General features: G+C 73.3%; 14 protein-coding genes and 1 pseudogene. 5 read left to right on the forward strand and 10 right to left on the reverse strand.

The genetic code is table 11. The features are described from left to right. Window positions 1–702: 702 nt before the first annotated feature. On the forward strand, window positions 703–1,704 hold the full coding sequence (gene trpS / locus ABT354_RS05065) for a tryptophan--tRNA ligase (RefSeq protein WP_351489221.1): 1,002 nt from the start codon (window positions 703–705) through the stop codon (window positions 1,702–1,704). 108 nt (window positions 1,705–1,812) lie between these two features. On the opposite strand, the gene proC is transcribed toward trpS, so the two are convergent. Beyond that, window positions 1,813–2,622 (reverse strand): pyrroline-5-carboxylate reductase, encoded by an 810-nt coding sequence (proC, locus tag ABT354_RS05070; RefSeq protein WP_351489224.1) that lies wholly within the window; start codon window positions 2,620–2,622, stop codon window positions 1,813–1,815. A 167-nt stretch (window positions 2,623–2,789) separates the two neighbouring features. Here proC and ABT354_RS05075 point away from each other — a divergent pair, with 167 nt between their 5' ends. Further along, window positions 2,790–3,323, forward strand: coding sequence for a SigE family RNA polymerase sigma factor (locus tag ABT354_RS05075; protein ID WP_351489226.1), 534 nt, complete (start codon window positions 2,790–2,792; stop codon window positions 3,321–3,323). A 26-nt stretch (window positions 3,324–3,349) separates the two neighbouring features. Here ABT354_RS05075 and ABT354_RS05080 read toward each other — a convergent pair whose 3' ends face one another. The 5 genes from ABT354_RS05080 to ABT354_RS05100 all read right to left on the reverse strand — a co-directional run bounded on the left by ABT354_RS05080 (window position 3,350) and on the right by ABT354_RS05100 (window position 7,532). Further along, on the reverse strand, window positions 3,350–4,453 hold the full coding sequence (locus ABT354_RS05080) for an NAD(P)/FAD-dependent oxidoreductase (protein WP_351489228.1): 1,104 nt from the start codon (window positions 4,451–4,453) through the stop codon (window positions 3,350–3,352). A 128-nt stretch (window positions 4,454–4,581) separates the two neighbouring features. After that, window positions 4,582–5,481: an RNA polymerase sigma factor SigJ gene (gene sigJ / locus ABT354_RS05085; protein WP_351489230.1), complete on the reverse strand. Its 900-nt coding sequence runs from the start codon at window positions 5,479–5,481 to the stop codon at window positions 4,582–4,584. 19 nt (window positions 5,482–5,500) lie between these two features. Further along, on the reverse strand, window positions 5,501–6,331 hold the full coding sequence (locus tag ABT354_RS05090; RefSeq protein WP_502983344.1) for a class I SAM-dependent methyltransferase: 831 nt from the start codon (window positions 6,329–6,331) through the stop codon (window positions 5,501–5,503). 257 nt (window positions 6,332–6,588) lie between these two features. Beyond that, entirely contained in the window at window positions 6,589–7,101 is a 513-nt protein-coding gene (locus tag ABT354_RS05095) for a hypothetical protein (RefSeq protein WP_351489234.1), read from the reverse strand. Between the two features lie 98 nt (window positions 7,102–7,199). Further along, a complete protein-coding gene (locus tag ABT354_RS05100) occupies window positions 7,200–7,532 on the reverse strand; it encodes a peptidase (RefSeq protein ID WP_351489236.1) in 333 nt (110 codons plus the stop codon). Window positions 7,533–7,670: 138 nt separating this feature from the next. On the opposite strand from ABT354_RS05100, the gene ABT354_RS05105 reads away from it, so the two are divergent. Next, window positions 7,671–9,896 (forward strand): protein kinase domain-containing protein, encoded by a 2,226-nt coding sequence (locus ABT354_RS05105; protein ID WP_351489238.1) that lies wholly within the window; start codon window positions 7,671–7,673, stop codon window positions 9,894–9,896. 117 nt (window positions 9,897–10,013) lie between these two features. Here the strand turns inward: ABT354_RS05105 and ilvD are convergent, their stop codons facing one another. The 3 genes and pseudogenes from ilvD to ABT354_RS05120 form a co-directional block, all read right to left on the reverse strand. Further along, the gene (ilvD, locus tag ABT354_RS05110) at window positions 10,014–11,864 is read right to left on the reverse strand and encodes a dihydroxy-acid dehydratase (protein ID WP_351489240.1); all 1,851 of its coding nucleotides are present in this window, start codon (window positions 11,862–11,864) and stop codon (window positions 10,014–10,016) included. 539 nt (window positions 11,865–12,403) lie between these two features. After that, window positions 12,404–13,198, reverse strand: a pseudogene (locus tag ABT354_RS05115) (sugar phosphate isomerase/epimerase family protein); the annotation flags it as partial. Window positions 13,199–13,251: 53 nt separating this feature from the next. After that, the gene (locus tag ABT354_RS05120) at window positions 13,252–14,184 is read right to left on the reverse strand and encodes a Ppx/GppA family phosphatase (RefSeq protein WP_351489243.1); all 933 of its coding nucleotides are present in this window, start codon (window positions 14,182–14,184) and stop codon (window positions 13,252–13,254) included. 119 nt (window positions 14,185–14,303) lie between these two features. Here ABT354_RS05120 and ABT354_RS05125 point away from each other — a divergent pair, with 119 nt between their 5' ends. After that, on the forward strand, window positions 14,304–15,137 hold the full coding sequence (locus ABT354_RS05125; protein ID WP_351489245.1) for a DUF3109 family protein: 834 nt from the start codon (window positions 14,304–14,306) through the stop codon (window positions 15,135–15,137). A gap of 27 nt (window positions 15,138–15,164) precedes the next feature. Here the strand turns inward: ABT354_RS05125 and ABT354_RS05130 are convergent, their stop codons facing one another. Then, window positions 15,165–16,889: a sigma-70 family RNA polymerase sigma factor gene (locus tag ABT354_RS05130; RefSeq protein ID WP_351489248.1), complete on the reverse strand. Its 1,725-nt coding sequence runs from the start codon at window positions 16,887–16,889 to the stop codon at window positions 15,165–15,167. Window positions 16,890–17,122: 233 nt separating this feature from the next. Here ABT354_RS05130 and radA point away from each other — a divergent pair, with 233 nt between their 5' ends. Beyond that, on the forward strand, window positions 17,123–18,568 hold the full coding sequence (radA, locus tag ABT354_RS05135) for a DNA repair protein RadA (RefSeq protein ID WP_351489250.1): 1,446 nt from the start codon (window positions 17,123–17,125) through the stop codon (window positions 18,566–18,568). Window positions 18,569–18,574 lie beyond the last annotated feature (6 nt).

Genomic DNA, 18,574 nt, shown 5'->3' on the forward strand with positions numbered 1-18,574 from the left:
TCTGGCGTTGACTTTTGGCACGCTGTTGAGTTCTCAAGGAACGGACGCTTCCTTCGAGCCCGTCTCACGGGGCCCTCCGGGCTTTTCCCTTCGGTCTTTCTTGCCTTTCGGCGTTTCCAACTCTACCAGATCCTTTTCCCGCCCCCCGGTCTCCCGGGATTCGGACCTTTCGGATCCAGCGGCCAGTTGGACCGGCCTTTTGCCTTTCGGCTGCTCCGACTTTATCAGATCCTTTCGGGCCTGATTCCCGGTCGAAATCGGGTTGTCTTTCCGGCTGTTGGGCCGTTCCGACGAGTGAGACTTTAGCGGATTCCTTCACCTCGATGCCAATCGAGGTGGCGACCGGATGGCCGCGGATTCCTCACCCCGAAAAGACGGACACCAAAAACCAGGCGACAGAGCGTCGCTCGTTGTGATGAGGTCTTACGGGATGGTCGCCCGGGGACCAACCGAAGTCGGCGCTCACGTCGGGCAACTCGGAGAACACTACGGACTCCGTCCAGGCACTGTCAACCCGGTCCCTCGGTCCCGTACGCTCACCCGCATGACAACCCGTACATGCTCCCTTCAGTGGTGGCCCGCCTGACGGCGGCCACTCCCTGAGCATGTACTCACAGGCCGCCGCTCCGGCGGCCTTTTTCGTATCCCCTCCCAGGGTTCGGCCGACCGGGCGCGGTGGTCCCGATCGGAACGGAGAGCGGGATGAAGCGCATCTTCAGCGGGATCAAGCCCACGGGCCATCTGACGCTGGGCAACTACCTCGGGGCGCTGCGGCGCTGGGTCGAGGTCGATCAGCACCGGGCGGACGCGCTCTTCAGCGTGGTCGACCTGCACGCGCTGACCGTCGAGCACGACCCCGCACGGGTGCGCAGGCTCAGCCGGCAGGCGGCGGCGCTGATGCTGGCGGCGGGGCTGGACCCGGAGCGCTGCACCGTCTTCGTCCAGAGCCATGTGGACGCGCACACCAGGCTCTCGTATCTGCTGGAGTGCACCGCCACCGACGGTGAGCTGCGGCGGATGATCCAGTACAAGGAGAAGGGGACGCGGGCCCGGGCGGCGGGGCAGAGCGTACGGCTGTCGCTGCTGACCTATCCGGTGCTGATGGCGGCGGACATCCTGGCCCATGGCACGGACGAGGTGCCGGTGGGCGAGGACCAGACCCAGCATGTGGAGCTGACCCGGGATCTGGCGCTCCGGTTCAACCAGCGGTACGGGCATGTCTTCACGGTGCCGAGGGCCACGCATCCGCCGGTGGCCGCCCGGGTCATGGATCTCCAGGACCCGACGTCGAAGATGGGCAAGTCGCACGAGCCGGGGAACGGGATCGTCTATCTGCTGGACGACCCGGACACGACCCGTAAGAAGGTGATGCGGGCGGTGACCGACAGCGGGAGCGAGGTCCGGTACGACCGGGAGGAGAGTCCGGGGGTCACCAATCTCCTGGAGATCCTGGCCGCCTGCTCGGGCGGTGACCCTGCGGAGCTGGCCGGTGCGTACCGGTCGTACGGGGATCTGAAGCGGGACACCGCCGACGCGGTGGTGGAGCTGCTGCGGCCGGTGCGGGAGCGCCATGCGGAGCTGGCCTCGGACGGCGGCGGCTATGTGGACGAGGTGCTGAGGGCGGGCGCCGAGCGGGCGAGTGCCCTGGCCCGGCCCCGGGTCGACGCGGCCTATGCGGCGGTCGGGCTGCTGCCGGCGGGCTGAGCGGCGGGCGTCCCCCGGGGGACGCCCGTGGCGGCACGCCCCGGCGACGGGGCGGCGGTCCGCTGTCCGGTGCACCTCACCGGGCGGCGGACCGCTCCGTCGCTGTGGTCAGCCGTTGCCGGAGGCCAGTTCCCGGCTGCGGTCGCGGGCCGCCTCCAGGGCCGCGATCAGGGCGGCGCGCACCCCGTGGTTCTCCAGTTCGCGGATGGCGCTGATCGTGGTGCCCGCGGGGGAGGTGACCGCCTCACGGAGCTTGACGGGGTGCTCGCCGCTGTCGCGGAGCATGACGGCGGCGCCGATGGCGGCCTGGACGATGAGGTCATGGGCCTGGGCCCGGGGGAGGCCGAGGAGGATGCCCGCGTCGGTCATGGCCTCGACGAGGTAGTAGAAGTACGCCGGTCCGGAGCCGGAGAGCGCGGTGGCGGCGTCCTGCTGGGACTCGGGGACCCTCAGGGTCTTGCCGACGCCGCCGAAGATCTCCTCGGTGTGGGCGAGGTGGTCGGCGGTGGCATGGCTGCCGCCGGAGATCACGGACATCCCCTCGTCGACGAGGACGGGGGTGTTGGGCATGACCCGGACGACGGGGGTGCCGGCGGTCAGCCGTTCCTCGATGAAGGAGGTGGGGATGCCGGCGGCGGCGCTGATGACCAGGCGGTCCTGGCCGAGGTGGGGGGCGAGTTCATCCAGCAGCCGGGCCATGTCCTGGGGCTTCACGGCGAGGATGAGGGTGTCGGCGCGCTTGGCCGCCTCGGCGTTGGTGACCGGCTCGACGCCATGGCGGGAGCGCAGCTCCTCGGCGCGTTCCGGGCGGCGGGTGGTGACCAGCAGATCGGCGGGGCGCCAGCCGGCCCGGATCATCCCGCTGAGCAGCGCTTCGCCGATCTTTCCGGTACCGAGCACGGCAACTGTCTGGGTCATGGCTCTGTTCACCTCGCCGGTGGGGGGTCGTGGGCTCATCCTCGCACCGCGTGCGGGACGGTGCCGGGGTGTCCGAGGGGCGGATGGGAGGACGACTGAGGGGTGTGACGGTTGGTGCGAAATGGGACTACTGAAACCTGTGGTGCTTGTGGGATCTCCTAGGGCTCGTGACAGAGGAAGAGTTCGACGCTTTCTATACGACGGCCTTTCCCCGGCTGGTGGGGCAGCTGGCGGCGGTGACCAGGGATGAGGGGGAGGCGCAGGACGCGGTGCAGGAGGCGTTTCTGCGGGCCTGGTGCCGGCGGAGCGGTCTGCGGGTGGAGGCGGCTCCGGAGGCATGGATCCGGACGGTGGCGGTACGGCTGGTGATCAGCCGTCGGCGGCGGGCGCGGCGATGGCGGGAGCTGGTGGGCCCGGGCGCGGCGCCGGACGGGGTGCCGGGGCCGGGGCCGGAGCACACGGTGCTGGTCCAGGCGTTGCGGCGGCTGCCGAGGGCGCAGCGGGACGCGGTGGTCCTGCATCACCTGTGCGACTGGAGTGTGGAGCAGGTGGCGGCGCGGACCCAGGCGCCGCCGGGGACGGTGAAGGCTCGGCTGTCGCGGGGCCGGGCGGCGCTGGCGGTGCTGCTGTCGGGCGGGGAGCGAGAGCGGGAGTGGGAATGGGGCGGGGAGACGGCGATGGGAGTGGCGGTACGGGGGTGAAGGGCCGGGTGAGGGGCCGGGTGGGCTCAGCCGAGGCCGGGCAGGAGGGTGACCGCGCCGGGGGTGTGCCGGGCGAGGCGCAGGACACGGACGGTGTGGCGCACGATCTGTTCCTTGGTACGGGCGGCGGCGCGGCCGGTCAGGATCCGGTCGCGGGGGGTGTCGTCGGCGCGGACGAACTGGATCAGGCCGTCCTGGCGGCCGAGGCTGACGCACCGCATCACAAAGGCGAAGTCCAGGGGTGGGGGCTGGTGGCCGCGGCCCTCGGCGAGGATCGCGGAGGCGGCGTGGGAGCCGGTGGGGAGGGCTCCGGCGCAGCCCATCCGGATCTCTCCGGCCGGTCCGGAGTGGGCGGCCGCGGCGTCGCCGACGGCGTAGATGTCGGGGTGGCTGAGCGAGCGCAGGGTGGCGTCGACGGCGACGCGGGAGGTGTGCGGGTCGAGGGTGAGTCCGGCGGAGGCGGCGAGGGCGGTGTTGGGGACCATTCCGGCGGCCCAGACGACGGCGTCGGAGTCGAGGGAGTCGGGTCCGGTGACCCGGCCCTCCTCGGTGCGGACGCCGAGCCGGCTGAGGGCGGTGTGCAGGTGGTCGCGGGCGCGGGGGCTGTGGTCGGCGCCGATGGGCGTTGTGGAGTGGAGCCGGACCCGCCAGTCGGGGTGGCTCTCGGCGATCTCGGCGGCGATCTCAATCCCGGTGAGGCCGCCGCCGACGACGGCGAGGGTGCCGGGGCGGTCCTGGAGCCGCTTGCGCAGGGCGTCGGCGGATTCGGCGGTGTAGACGTTTTCGCCGGGGATGTCGGGGGTGCGGCTGCCGAGGGCGTAGATCAGCCGGTCGTAGCCGTGGTGTTCGCCGTCGTCGGTGGTGACCTGCCGGGCGGTGGGGTCGAGGGCGGTGGCGCGGCGGGCGACATGGCGGATTCCGGTGCCCTTGAGGAGGGCGCCGAGGGGGTGGGTGACGGTGGTGGGGCGGGTGGCGCGTTCATGGAGGCGGACCCGCTCGGTGAAGTGGTCGGCGGGGTCGATCAGGGTGACGCGGGTGTGGGGGGCGAGCCGGAGGGCGGCGAGGAGACCTCCGTATCCGGCGCCGAGGACGATGATGTGCCGCTGGGTGCGCTGTGGGGTGGTGTTCATGCCCTGGTGACGACAGCGCGGCCCGGAGTGTGACAGCGGCCCGGGGTATGACCGGGGCCGGAGGGTGACCGGAGACCGGTCCCCCGCTGTCGCACTCCGGGCCGCTGCGGTTACGGCTACGGATGTGGTTACGGCGTGGTGGGGCTCGGGCGGACCAGGGTGTCGAAGTCGAGGTGGCTGAGCTTGTCGGGGTTGAGGACGGCGTCGACCCCGGTGATCAGGCCCTGGTCGACGGTGATGGCGTAGACGCCGCGGATGCCGGTGGTCGGGTCCTGGAAGACGACACCGGGGGCGCCGTTGACCTCCTGGACGGTGAGCACGGCGACGCCCGGGGTGAGGCCGCGGGCCACGATGTGGGCGATGAAGTGGGCGACCTTCTCCCGGCCGAGGACGGGCACGCGTGCGGCGAGGACCTTGCCGCCGCCGTCGGAGCGCCAGACGACCTCGGGGTCGAGGATCTTGAGCAGGCCGTCGAGGTCGCCCGCGGTGACGGCGGCGAGGAAGGCGTCGAGGGCGCGGCGGTGCTCGCCCCGGTCGACGGTGCGGCGGGGTTCCTCGGCGCGGACCCGGCGGCGGGCGCGGGAGGCGAGCTGGCGTACGGATTCGGGGGTGCGGCCGACGGCCTCGGCGATCTCGCCGAAGGGCACGGCGAAGATGTCGTGGAGGACGAAGGCGGTGCGTTCGGCGGGGGTGAGCCGTTCCAGCAGGGTGAGCAGGGCGGTGCCGAGGGTGTCGTCCAGGGTGACCCGGTCCTCGGGGCTGTTCCCGGTGACGACGGGTTCGGGGAGCCAGGTCCCGGTGTAGGTCTCCCGGCGGGCGCGGGCGGAGGTCAGCTGGTCGTAACAGATACGGCTGACGACGGTGGTGAGATAGGCGCGGGGGTTGTCCGCCCGGTCGTCGGGGAGTGCCTGCCAGCGGAGCCAGGCGTCCTGGACGGCGTCCTCGGCGTCGGCGACCGAACCGGTGATCCGGTAGGCGATGCCCCAGAGGCGGCTGCGTTCCTGCTCGAAGTAGGTCAGTTCGGCCATGGTCGCTTGCCTCTCTCCCTCAGCGGGCGGTGTTCCGCGGCGCGGGCATGACGGTCAGCAGAACGGTGTACTCCTCGGTGATCCGGCCGTCGGGGAAGAGACGGAGCAGTTCGGTCCGTTCGCGGCGCAGGGCGTCGTCGGCGGCCTGCGGGTCGGCGGTCAGGAAGGCGGAGTGGCTGCCGATGTTGGCGAGGTGGGTGTCGAGGGGGATGTCGCGGGTCCAGCGCAGGGAGTGCAGGACCGAGGCGGGGGCGCCGTCGGGAAGGCGGCGGGCGTTGCCGGGGGCGCCGAGGGTGTCGTTGCCGAGGCGTTCGACGAGCCGTTCGGACTGGGCGGCGATCCAGGGGACCGTGCGGTCGGCGGTGTTCCACCACAGGGCGAGCGCTCCGCCGGGGCGCAGGACCCGCAGGGCCTCGGGGAGGGCCCGGCGGGGGTCGGTCCAGTGCCAGGACTGGGCGTAGGTGATGAGGTCGGCGCTGTGGTCGGCGAGGGGCAGCCGGTCGCCGATGGCGCGGACGACGGGGGTGCCGGGCAGGGTGCGGCGGAAGCGGGCGGCCATGCCGTCGCCGGGTTCGACGGCGACGACCCGGGCGCCGCGGTCGACGAGGAGCCGGGTGGCGATGCCCGTACCCGCGCCGACGTCGACGGTGTCGGCGCCGCGCAGGGGGCGGCCCAGCTCCCGTTCGACGGTCTCGAAGAGGACGGGCGGGTAGCCGGGGCGGGCGGTGTCGTACTGGTCGGCGGCCCGGCCGAAGGAGAGGGCGCGGCCGGTCTCCTGCCAGAGGTCCGAGGTGGGCCCGGGGCCCGTTCCGGAGGGGTCATGGAGGGGTGCGGGTGTCGCGTGGGCCATGGTGACCTTTCGGTGCGGGGCGCGGTGGCCGGCGGAGCCGGCGGGGGCCGGTGCGGTGCTTGCCATGGACCCCCACCGCCCGGCGACGGCGCCTCCCCGGACCACCGGGCTCAGGGGGCTTCCCCGGGCCGTTCAGGCCTGGCATGGGGCCTCCCCAGGCCCCACGGCCCAGGGGACCGCGAAGATCCACAGCTCGTATGCCCCATACTCGCGCGGCCCGACAGCGCCGCGTCAAGGCCCCACGGGGATGGCCGTACCTAGCGGCGCTTGCGTCGCCGCGCGGCCGGGTTGCCGCTGCGCGTGCCCCGGCGGCGTTCCCAGCGGGCGCGGGCGGCCTCGTACTCCTCGCGGTGCAGCTTCTCGCCGGGCGCCTCGATCAGGGCGCGGACGCTGTAGGCCAGGAAGATGCCGACGAAGCCGATGGCCTTGAGGCTGTAGAGCTGGTCGGGTCCGGTGCCGCTGGGGCGGCGGCCGAAGCCCTCCCAGGTCTTGCGGAAGGCGATGGCGCTGCACACCGCGAACATCACGATGACCAGCCCGTTCACAAAGCCGCCCACGTCGGCGATGGTCAGCCCCTGGTAGCCGAGGAGCAGCACCAGGAATCCCGCGACGGCCGCGGCCAGCGCGCCGACGGCGACACCGGCCCGGCGCGGTCCGTACCCGCCGCTGTGGTCGACCCAGGTCGTACCGAAGAAGCGGAGGGGTTCGGGGCGCGGGCCCGTGTCGCCGCCGGGGCGTTCGTTCTGGCTGGAGTCCTTCTCGTCGCTCACGGGGTCGATTATCCCCGGGAGCGCGCCCGGGTCCCCGGGGGCCCAGGGGGAGTGCGGTGCCAGGGCACGCGAGCCCAGCAAGATCCGAAAGAGACGACCTAGGAGCAGCGGATGGCGACGTAGCCGTCGCTGCCGGTCTGGACATAGGCGTCGGAGATGAACTCGCCGCTGCCGATGCAGTCCCAGATGTTGGTGGTGCCGTAGGGGCCGCTCACGCGCTCCCCCGTCTTCTGGCAGTTGATCGGGACCCGGGCGTTGTAGGCCAGGACGCGGACGACGTCGTAGCCGGTGCCGGGGCCGCTGCGGACATTGACCCGGTGTCCCGGGGCGACCGGGTACCGCTTGGCGGAACGGGTGGTCAGCAGGGGTTCGGCGATGGTTTCCACACCGCCAAGATCAACTGTTTCCGGACGTACTTCTTCAAGTGCCATCGAAATCTCCCCCGTTGTTGTATGTGCGGATACGCACGGTACGTCGGAGGAAGGCTAACAAGCCACCCTCCGATCGCACGCACCATCGACTAGGCTCCGTGAGTCGCGTGCGCGCGCCCAGAGGAACAGGGGTAGGAGATGCCGCCGCTGCGCAATCCCGGGCAGCACCCGGAAGCGGAACGCCCGGAATACGCCGGCCAGTACCGCCTTGAGGCATGTCTGGGCACCGGTGGCATGGGGGTGGTGCATCTCGCCGTCTCCGATTCGGGGCTTCGCCTCGCGGTCAAGGTCATCCATGCCGAGCACGCCTCGGATCCCGAGTTCAGGGCGCGTTTCCGGCAGGAGGTCACGGCGGCGCGGCGGGTCAGCGGAGCCTTTACGGCCTCGGTGGTCGATGCGGACCCGGGGGCCGGGCGGCCCTGGATGGCCACCTTGTTCATTGATGGGCCGACCCTCTCCGAGCGAGTGAAGCGGAATCCTCTGGAGGGGGCCGAGCTACGGCGGATGGGGGCCGGGCTCGCGGAGGCGCTGCGGGACATCCACCGGGCCGGCGTGGTCCACCGGGATCTGAAACCGAGCAATGTGCTGCTCGCGCCGGACGGTCCGAAGGTGATTGATTTCGGGATCTCGCGCCCTACGGACAGTGATCTTCGTACGGAGACGGGGAAGCTGATCGGGACACCGCCGTTCATGGCGCCCGAGCAGTTCCAGCGGCCGAGGGAGGTCGGCCCGGCGGCCGATGTCTTCGCCCTGGGGTCGGTGCTGGTGCACGCGGCGACCGGGCGGGGGCCCTTCGACTCGGACAGCCCGTACATCGTGGCGTACCAGGTCGTCCATGACGAGCCGGATCTGTCGGGGGTGCCGGCGGACCTCGTACCGCTGCTGAGCCGTTGTCTGGAGAAGGACCCGGCGCTGCGGCCGACCCCGTACGAGGTGATGGTGGCGCTGCGGGAGGCGACGGCCGCCGCCTCGTACGACACCCAGGCCCATATCCCGGCGCCGCGTACGCCCGACCCGGTGGAGCGGGTGGCGGATGAGTACGCCCCCGCGGACTTCGGGGACCGGTACGTCAAGGACGACGCGGGCTCCCGGGTGTCACCGAAGGCGGCGGCGGGCCGGATACGGCGGCGCGGGCCCCTGCTGGCCGTCGGCGGGGCGGCGCTCGCGGCCCTGGCGACCGCCGGGGTGCTCGTCCTGGGTGTGCCGGGCGGTGACGGCCCGGGGCGCGGCGGCGGGGGTACGGCGCCCACCGCCGGGAAGGGGACGTTCGACGGCTGGAGTGTGGTGCTGCGGCGCGGTGGCGGCGGGAACCGGACACCGCAGTGCACCGCGACGGCGGGGGTGTCCGGGGTGTTCTGCGCGGCTCCCGGGATCCATGCCGCCCGTCTGGATCCGGCCACCGGACGGACGGTGTGGTCGGTTCCGGCGCGGGGCGCGGGCTCCGACGCGGCCGGGCCCCCGGTGCTGGCGGGCGGTCTGGTCCAGGTGGTCGCCGCCGGTGACCGGCGGCTCGAAGCGCTGGACCCCCGTACCGGAAAGGCGCGGTGGGAGATGAGCACCGCCGCGTACGCCTCCGTACGGCACCTCGGCGATCTGGTGTTGCTGACCTCGGCGGACGGCCGGGTCCGGGCCCTGGGGGCGGCGGACGGCCGGGAGCGCTGGTCGCTGCCGGGCGGTGAGGTCGGCGCCCAGTGGGTGGGCGCCCATCCGGGCGGGAAGGGTTCGCCGCTGCTGCGGGCCGCCCCTTCGGCGGACGGCCGCTCCACGGTGGTCACCGCGGTCGACCCGGGGACCGGGAAGCGGCTGTGGACCGAGCGGCTCGCCGGGAACCTCCAGCCCTTCCAGCTCTCCGGGGGCGCGCTCTATCTGCTCTCCACCGACCGGGACCAGTTCACGGACGCGGTCGTCCGGCTGGATCTGCGGGCCCGTTCCGGCGGTACGGGAGGCGGTACGGGCGGGGGCGCGGTGCGGAGGTTCCCGATCGCGGCCCCGGTCGACCAGGGCCGGGCCGCCGTGGCCGGTGGTGTCGTCTATGTCAGCGCGGGCGGGGGCACCGGCTCGGTGCTGGCGCTGGACGCGCGGGACGGACGGCAGAAGTGGCGCCGGGAGACCATGGCCTCGCATCTCTCCCCGCCGGTGCCGCACGGGAACACGGTCCATGTGACGGCCGGGGACGGGCGGCTGCTGGCGCTGGACACCCGGCGCGGGGTGATCACGGGGCAGACCAAGCCCCGGATGGGCGACGCCGAGCACACCTTCGCGGCGCGGCTGCCGCTGCCGGTGGTGGTGGGCGACCGGGTCTTCGGGGCGGCGCCGGACGGCTCGGTCTTCGCGGTGGACGCACGGCGGCCCGCAGGCTGGTGAGACGCACCCGGGTGCCCGGGACCCGGGAACCGCACGGGACCGGGGTGGCACGGGATTCGGGAACGCCGACGCCCCGGCCGGGCGAACCGGAACCGGGGCGTCAAAAGGTGAGAGGGCTCAGCCGAGCAGGGAGACATCCCGGACCGCGCCGCGGTCCGCGCTCGTCGCCATCGCCGCATAGGCGCGCAGCGCGGCCGAGACCTTGCGCTCGCGGTTCTTCGGGGCGTACACCCCGCCGAGGGCCTCGCGGCGGGCGGCCAGCTCCTCCTCGGTGACCAGCAGCTCGACGCTGCGCCCCGAGATGTCGATCCGGATCCGGTCGCCGTCCTGGACCAGGGCGATCGTGCCGCCGGCCGCGGCCTCCGGGGAGACATGGCCGATGGAGAGGCCGGAGGTGCCGCCGGAGAAGCGGCCGTCGGTGATCAGCGCGCAGGACTTGCCCAGGCCCCGCCCCTTGAGGAAGGAGGTCGGGTAGAGCATCTCCTGCATCCCGGGGCCGCCGCGCGGCCCCTCGTACCGGATGACGACGACATCGCCCGCGGTGATCTCCTTGCGGAGGATCTTGTCGACGGCCTCGTCCTGGGACTCGCAGACCACGGCGGGTCCCTCGAAGGTCCAGATCGACTCGTCGACACCGGCGGTCTTCACGACGGAGCCGTCGACGGCGATATTGCCCCGCAGCACGGCGAGGCCGCCGTCCTTGCTGTAGGCGTGGGCGGCGTCACGGATGCAGCCGCCCGCGGCGTCGGTGTCCAGCGAATCCCACCGCTCGGACTGGGAGAAGGCCTCCGCCGAGCGCTTGCAGCCGGGGGCGGCGTGCCACAGCTCGACCGCCTCGTCGGAGGGGGTGCCGCCGCGCACGTCCCAGGTGCCGAGCCACTCCTTGATCGAACGGGAGTGGACGGTGTGGACGTCCTCGTTGAGCAGGCCCGCGCGGTACAGCTCGCCCAGGATCGCGGGGATGCCACCGGCCCGGTGCACATCCTCCATGTAGTAGGTGCCGCCGGGGGCGACATTGGGCGCGACCTTCGCCAGACAGGGCACCCGGCGGGAGACGGCGTCCATGTCGGCGAGGCCGTAGTCCAGCTCGGCCTCCTGCGCGGCGGCCAGCAGATGGAGGATGGTGTTGGTGGAGCCGCCCATGGAGATGTCGAGCGCCATGGCGTTCTCGAAGGCGGCGTAGGTGGCGATGGAGCGCGGCAGCACGCTCGCGTCGTCGCCTTCGTAGTATCGCCGGGTGATGTCCACGACCGTGCGGGCGGCGTTCTCGTAGAGGGCGCGGCGGGCGGTGTGGGTGGCGAGGACGGAGCCATTGCCCGGCAGGGAGAGGCCGATGGCCTCGGTGAGGCAGTTCATGGAGTTCGCGGTGAACATGCCGGAACAGGAGCCGCAGGTGGGGCAGGCGTTCTCCTCGATGCGGAGGATGTCCTCGTCCGAGATGCTCTCGTCCACGGCGTCCACGATCGCGTTCACCAGGTCGAGTTTTCGGACGGTGCCGTCGACCAGGGTGGCCTGCCCCGCCTCCATGGGGCCGCCGGAGACGAAGACGGTGGGGATGTTCAGGCGCAGTGCGGCCATCAGCATCCCGGGCGTGATCTTGTCGCAGTTGGAGATGCAGATCAGGGCGTCGGCGCAGTGGGCCTCGACCATGTACTCGACGCTGTCCGCGATCAGGTCGCGGGAGGGCAGGGAGTAGAGCATCCCGCCGTGGCCCATGGCGATGCCGTCGTCCACCGCGATGGTGTTGAACTCGCGGGGGACCGCCCCGGCGGCCAGGATCGCCTCGCTGACGATCCGGCCGACCGGCTGGAGGTGGGTGTGGCCGGGGACGAACTCCGTGAAGGAGTTGGCGACGGCGATGATCGGCTTGCCGATGTCCGCACTGGCTACGCCCGAAGCGCGCATCAGGGCGCGTGCGCCCGCCATGTTGCGGCCGTGGGTGACTGTGCGGGACCTCAGCTCGGGCATCGTCGCTCGCTCCTCGGATGGGTTACGTCGATGGGTCTCGGTGACCCGGGTACGAGCCTACGCCCGACGACCAAGATCCGGACACTGTGTCCGGGATCCGGAACGATCGCCCCGGATCGGGCGAACCCTCCGTGGGCCTTCCCTCCGGGCCGGACCTGCGGCTTTACGGACCGTACCGCCATGGTCGTCGGCCAAGTGCGCAGACTGTTGTACGAGTGCACAGGCGGTTGTCCGGGGGTGTACGGGGATGTACGGGGAGGTGCGCGCGGTACGGGCCCGGGACGCGCGGTACGGGCTCAGGTGCCGCGCACTCCGTCCCGTACCGTCCGGCCCTTGCGCGGCCGCTGTCCGGCACCCCGGCCGCGCCGCCCTTCGGTCTCCGGGGCGGGCCCCGCCTCCTGCTCCTGCTCCGACTCCGGCCCGGCGTCGTCGGTCACCGCGGGCGCCGGGTCGTCGGACGGCGGGGTCCTGGAGATTCCGGAAAGGTCGGAGAGATCAGGGAGAGCGGAGAGGTCGGGGAGGTCCGGCACCGGCCAGGTGAGATGGCGGCGGGCGAAGGCCAGCGCCTCCGCCAGATCCGCCTCGCGGACGGCGGCGGACTCGGCCCGGCGGGTGTTGACCTCGATCACCACATGGCCCTCGAACCCGGAGCGGTTCAGCCGGTGCAGCACCTCGGCACAGGGCTGCTTGCCCCGCCCGGGGACGAGGTGCTCGTCCTTGGCCGAGCCGTTGCCGTCGGCGAGATGGACATGGCCCAGCCGGTCGCCCATCCGGTCCAGCATGGCGAGGGTGTCGCTGCGGGAGGTCGCGGTGTGCGAGAGGTCGATCGTGAAGTGGCGGTAGTCGTCCTTGGTGACATCCCACTCCGGGGCGTACGCCAGCATCTCCCGGTCGCGGTAGCGCCACGGGTACATGTTCTCCACGGCGAACCGGACGTCCGTCTCGTCCGCCATCCGTCCGATCCCGGCGATGAAGTCCCGGGCGTACTGGCGCTGCCAGCGGAACGGCGGGTGGACGACCACGGTCGACGCGCCCAGCCGCTCGGCGGCGGACCGGGCCCGCTGGAGCTTCACCCAGGGGTCGGTGGACCAGACCCGCTGGGTGATCAGCAGACAGGGCGCGTGGACGGCGAGGACGGGCACCCCGTGGTAGTCGGAGAGCCGGCGCAGCGCCTCGATGTCCTGGCTGACCGGGTCCGTCCAGACCATGACCTCGACACCGTCGTACCCCAGCCGGGCGGCGATCTCGAAGGCCGTCGCCGTCGACTCCGGATAGACCGAGGCGGTCGACAGGGCGACCTTCACGCCGGGGGTACGCGCCACGGAATCTGCCACGGGATCTGCCACGGAGACAGCGTACGGGCCCCCGGGACGGCCGGGAGCCGCCGTCAGCCGACGGGGAGGTGGTCCAGGCGCCGCAGGATGACGCCCTCCCGCAGGGCCCAGGGGCAGATCTCCAGCTCCAGGGCGCCGAAGAGGTCCATGGCGGCCTCCGCCACCAGGGCGCCCGCCAGCAGCTGGCGGGCGCGGCCCAGGCTGACCCCGGGGAGCGCGGCGCGCTCCTCGACGGTCATGGCGGCGAGTTTCGGCACCCACTCCTGGAGCGACTTGCGGCTCAGCTCGCGCTGGACGTAGAGGCCGTCGGCGTCCCGGGCGGCGCCGCCGATCCGGGCGAGCTGCTTGAAGGTCTTGGAGGTGGCCACGATGTGGTCGGGGCGGCCGAAGCGGCTGAATTCGCCGACCGTCCGGGCGATCTCGGTACGGACATGGCGGCGCAGCGCGCGGACGTCATCGGCGCCGGGCGGGTCGCCGGGGAGCGAGGAGGCGGTGAGGCGGCCTGCGCCGAGGGGGAGCGAGACGGCGGCGTCGGGTTCCTCGTCGATGCCGTAGGCGATCTCCAGCGAGCCGCCGCCGATGTCGAGGACGAGCAGCTTCCCGGCGGACCAGCCGAACCAGCGGCGGACGGCGAGGAAGGTGAGACGGGCCTCCTCGGCCCCGGTGAGGACCTGGAGGTCGACCTCGGTCTCGGCCCGTACCCGGGCGAGGACGAGGTCGGCGTTGCTGGCCTCGCGGACGGCGGAGGTGGCGAAGGCGAGCACCTGCTCGCACCCCTGGTCCTCGGCGGCCTGGACGGCACGGTGGATGGTGGAGATGAGCCGGTCTATGCCGGCGGTTCCGATGGCTCCGTCGTCTTCGAGGAGTTCGGCGAGGCGCAGCTCGGCCTTGTGGGAGTGGGCGGGCAGGGGGCGGGCGCCGGGGTGCGCGTCCACTACCAGGAGGTGCACCGTGTTCGAACCGACGTCGAGGACTCCGAGTCTCATGGACTGACACGCTACTGCGCGCACGGACATACCCTTGCCGTGTGCCAAAGACGAAAAAGCCGAAACCACCGAAAACGGTAAAAAACGATGAGGTCCGGTCTTCGGTGAAGATCCAGGACGTGTCCGAGGAGACCCTCCGGGACGACGAGAAGGGCCTGGACTTCCCCCGGGCGTGGGTGGAGTTCCCGGACCCCGCCGACGAGGAGCAGGTCTTCCGGTGCGATCTGACCTGGCTGACCTCGCGGTGGAACTGCATCTTCGGCAGTGGCTGCCAGGGGATCCGGGCGGGCCGGGCGGACGACGGCTGCTGCACGCTGGGGGCGCACTTCTCCGACGAGGAGGACGAGGAGCGGGTCGCGGGGCATGTGGCCCGGCTCACTCCGGAGATGTGGCAGTTCCACGAGGTGGGGGCGGATACCGGCTGGGTCGGGGTGGACGACGACGGCGAGCGGCAGACCCGCCGCTGGAAGGGGTCGTGCATCTTCCAGAACCGGCCGGGGTTCTCCGGGGGTGTCGGGTGCGCGCTGCACATCCTGGCTCTGCGGGAGGGCCGGGAGCCGCTGGAGACCAAGCCGGATGTGTGCTGGCAGCTGCCGGTGCGGCGGACGTACGACTGGATCGAGCGGCCGGACGACACCAAGGTGCTCCAGGTGTCGATCGGCGAGTACGACCGGCGGGGGTGGGGGCCGGGCGGTCATGATCTGCACTGGTGGTGCACCTCGGCGACCTCGGCGCACGGGGCCGGGGATCCGGTCTATGTCTCGTACCGGGCGGAGCTGGTCGAGATGATGGGCAAGAAGGCGTACAAGGTGCTGGTGGAGCTGTGCGAGGCGCGGCTCGCCTCGCGGCTGCCGCTGATGGCGCCGCACCCGGCGGACGAGGGACGACGGCTTCCGCTGACGATCGCCAATACCGGGACGGGTGACGGGGCCGGGGGCTGCGGCAGCTGCTGACCGCTGAGCCCGGCGGGCCGGGTGGGCTCAGCCCGGGGGCGGCGTGGGTTCCCCGGTGGCCGGGGGCGGGGTGACCGGCTCCCCGGTGGGGTCGCTGGTCGGCGGTGCCGGCTCCGTGGTGGGGGCGACGGTCGGCGGTGCGGCGGTGGGCCGGGGCCGGGGTGGTTCGGGGGCGTGCGGGCCCCGGCCCTCGATGGTGACCACCGCTCCGGCGGGTGCCACGGCGACCCGGGCCCGCCAGTACCCGGCGGGCTGCCGGTCCGGGACCACGGCGATCAGGACGGTGACGGACGTGCCGGGGGCGAGGGTGCCCCCGGCGCGGTTCGGCCGCAGCCAGGGGGCGTCGGTCGAGAGCGACCAACGGACGCCCGCCGGATCGCCGCCGCCCCGGGCCCGCAGGGTGATCAGGGTGGCGTCGCCCTGGGGCCGGGCCTCGACGGTGAGCCGCCCGGGGCCGGGCGAGCCGGGCCGGGCGGGCGCCCCGGGGGCTCCGCCGACCTCCACCGACACATCGGGGGAGCGGGATCCGGCGGTGAGGCCGGGCGCGGCGCCGCCGCCGGACCTCCCGGCGTTCTGGTAGCGGTCCTGGGGCTCGTCGCCGAGGGGGTCGCCGTTCTCGGCCGCGCTGACCGAGGTGGTGCCGTCGTGGCCCTCGCCGATGAGCGGGGCGCCCCGGTAGGCCGCCCAGAGGGCGAACAGGGGGGCGGCGACGACGGCCGCGACGACCGCCGTGGTCACCGCGCGGGCCCGCAGCCGGTCCCGGCGGGCGGCGTGGTCCTGGGGGTCGAGCGGGAATCCGTCGGGGCCGAAGCGGGGGGCGGGACGGGCGTGCCGGGTGCGGCGTATCGAGAGCTGGACGGCATCGCCCTCCATCGGGGGCGCGGGCAGCAGCGGCAGGGTGTCGGGGGTACGGGGCTGGCCGGGCCAGGGCGCGGCGGCCCCGGCGCGCTCGGCGGCACGGCGGCAGCGCGGGCAGTCGTCCACATGGCGGACGAGTTCGGCGCGGAGCGCCGGGGAGAGCGCGTCCCGGTCACCGGCGGTACGGGTGACGGCGGGGCAGCCGCCCTCGGCCGCCACGGTGAGTGCGGTACGGGTGCGCTCGACCTCGCAGGCGGCGGTGGCGAGCAGCTCCCGGGCGGCGATGGGGTCGAGGCCGAGGACGGCGGCGACCTGGCGGTGGCCGAGGCCGTGGCGGACGGCCAGCTCCAGGGCGTCGCGCTGCTCCGGGGTGGTTCCGGCCGCCTCGGGCCAGGCCAGCAGGGCGATCTCGGCGCGGCGGCGCTCGGCGGTCCCCTCCGGCGGGCGGGGGCCGTCCTCGGCGGCGCGCGGGCGGCCGGTGTGCGCGCCGGGGCGTGGGCGCCGGTCGGCGAGGGTGCGCAGACAGGCCCAGCGGGCCAGGGCGTAGAGCCAGGCCGTGCGGGTGGGTTCGGTGGCGGGGCGGCGGCCCCGGTGGCGCTCGGCGGTCCTCAGGACATCGGCGAGGGCGGCGGTGGCGTCGTCGTGGTCGCCGAGGGCGGTGAGGCAGTAGGTGAACAGGCCGTCGAGGCGGGCGTCGCGGGCGAGCGGGGGGCGGGGCTCCGGGCGGGACCCGTGCCGAGACTCCGGGCGGGAGTCGGAGCGGGGCTCGGCACAGGACTCCGGGCGGGACCCGTGGCGGGTGGGGTCCTGGTCGGCCGGCGGCTGTGGCGCACGCCGCGCCGCCCGGTGTGCGCCGGTGGTGTGCGTCGGTCGTTCAAGCCTGCTGCTCGTCACGCCGAGACGGTAGGGGGCGGGCGCAGTCGTTTCGTAACTCTTGAGCGGTTTTACCTCGTACGGGTGAACAGTGCGCTCGACGGGGAACAGAAACGATCACCACCGGTCCGAAGGACCGCGGGAGCGGGCGGAACCGGTCGCCGGGGCGGGGAGCGGCGCACCCGGGAGGGCCGGTACGGCGCGCTGCGGGCGGCGCGGGATCCGCTGTCAGTGCGGGCGGTTACGGTTTCCGCATGGCTGCCCGTACGAAAACCGCCAAGGACAGGCCTTCCTATCGCTGCACCGAGTGCGGCTGGACCACCGCAAAGTGGCTCGGCCGCTGCCCCGAGTGCCAGGCGTGGGGGACCGTCGAGGAGCACGGCACCCCCGCCGTGCGCACCACCGCGGCGGGCCGGGTCACCACGGCCGCCGTCCCCATCGGCGAGGTCGACGTGCGGCAGGCCAAGGCCCGCTCCACCGGCGTGGACGAGCTGGACCGGGTGCTCGGCGGCGGGCTGGTGCCCGGTGCCGTGGTGCTGCTCGCGGGCGAGCCCGGCGTCGGCAAGTCGACACTGCTCCTCGATGTCGCCGCCAAGGCCGCCAGCGCCGACCACCCGACCCTCTATGTCACCGGCGAGGAGTCGGCGAGCCAGGTGCGGCTGCGCGCCGACCGCATCAAGGCCCTCCACGACCATCTCTTCCTCGCCGCCGAGACCGATCTCTCCGCCGTGCTCGGCCATGTGGAGGCGGTCGGCCCCTCCCTGCTGATCATGGACTCGGTGCAGACGGTCGCATCCCCGGAGATCGACGGGGCGCCCGGCGGGATGGCCCAGGTGCGGGAGGTCGCGGGGGCGCTGATCCGGGCCTCCAAGGAGCGCGGGATGTCCACCCTGCTCGTCGGCCATGTCACCAAGGACGGCGCCATCGCCGGGCCCCGGCTGCTGGAGCACCTGGTCGATGTGGTCCTCCACTTCGAGGGCGACCGGCACGCCCGGCTGCGCCTGGTCCGCGGGGTGAAGAACCGCTACGGGGCGACGGACGAGGTCGGCTGCTTCGAGCTGCACGACGAGGGCATCACCGGTCTGGCCGACCCCTCGGGGCTCTTTCTCACCCGCCGGGCCGAAGCCGTCCCCGGCACCTGTCTGACGGTCACCCTGGAGGGGCGCCGGCCGCTGGTCGCGGAGGTGCAGGCACTGACGGTGGACTCGCAGATCCCCTCCCCCCGGCGCACCACCTCGGGGCTGGAGACCTCCCGGGTGTCGATGATGCTGGCCGTGCTGGAGCAGCGGGGCCGGATCAGCGCGCTGGGCAAGCGGGACATCTACAGCGCGACCGTGGGCGGGGTGAAGCTGACGGAGCCGGCCGCCGATCTCGCGGTGGCGCTGGCGCTGGCGTCGGCGGCGAGCGACACCCCGCTGCCCAAGAATCTGGTGGCCATCGGCGAGGTGGGGCTCGCGGGCGAGGTCCGGCGGGTCACCGGGGTCCAGCGGCGGCTGGCCGAGGCCCATCGGCTCGGCTTCACCCATGCCCTGGTCCCGGCGGATCCGGGCAAGGTGCCGCCGGGGATGCGGGTCACGGAAGTGGCGGATGTGGGCGAGGCGCTGCGGGTGCTGCCCCGGGGCCGGGCACGGGCGCCGAAGGGCGCCGCGGAGGGGTCCGGCGGGGGTGCTCCGGGCGGGTCCGCCGGGCCCGGTGACTGACCGGGG

It is taken from the genome of Streptomyces sp. NPDC000594 (assembly GCF_040299965.1).
Classification (GTDB): Bacteria; Actinomycetota; Actinomycetes; order Streptomycetales; family Streptomycetaceae; genus Streptomyces.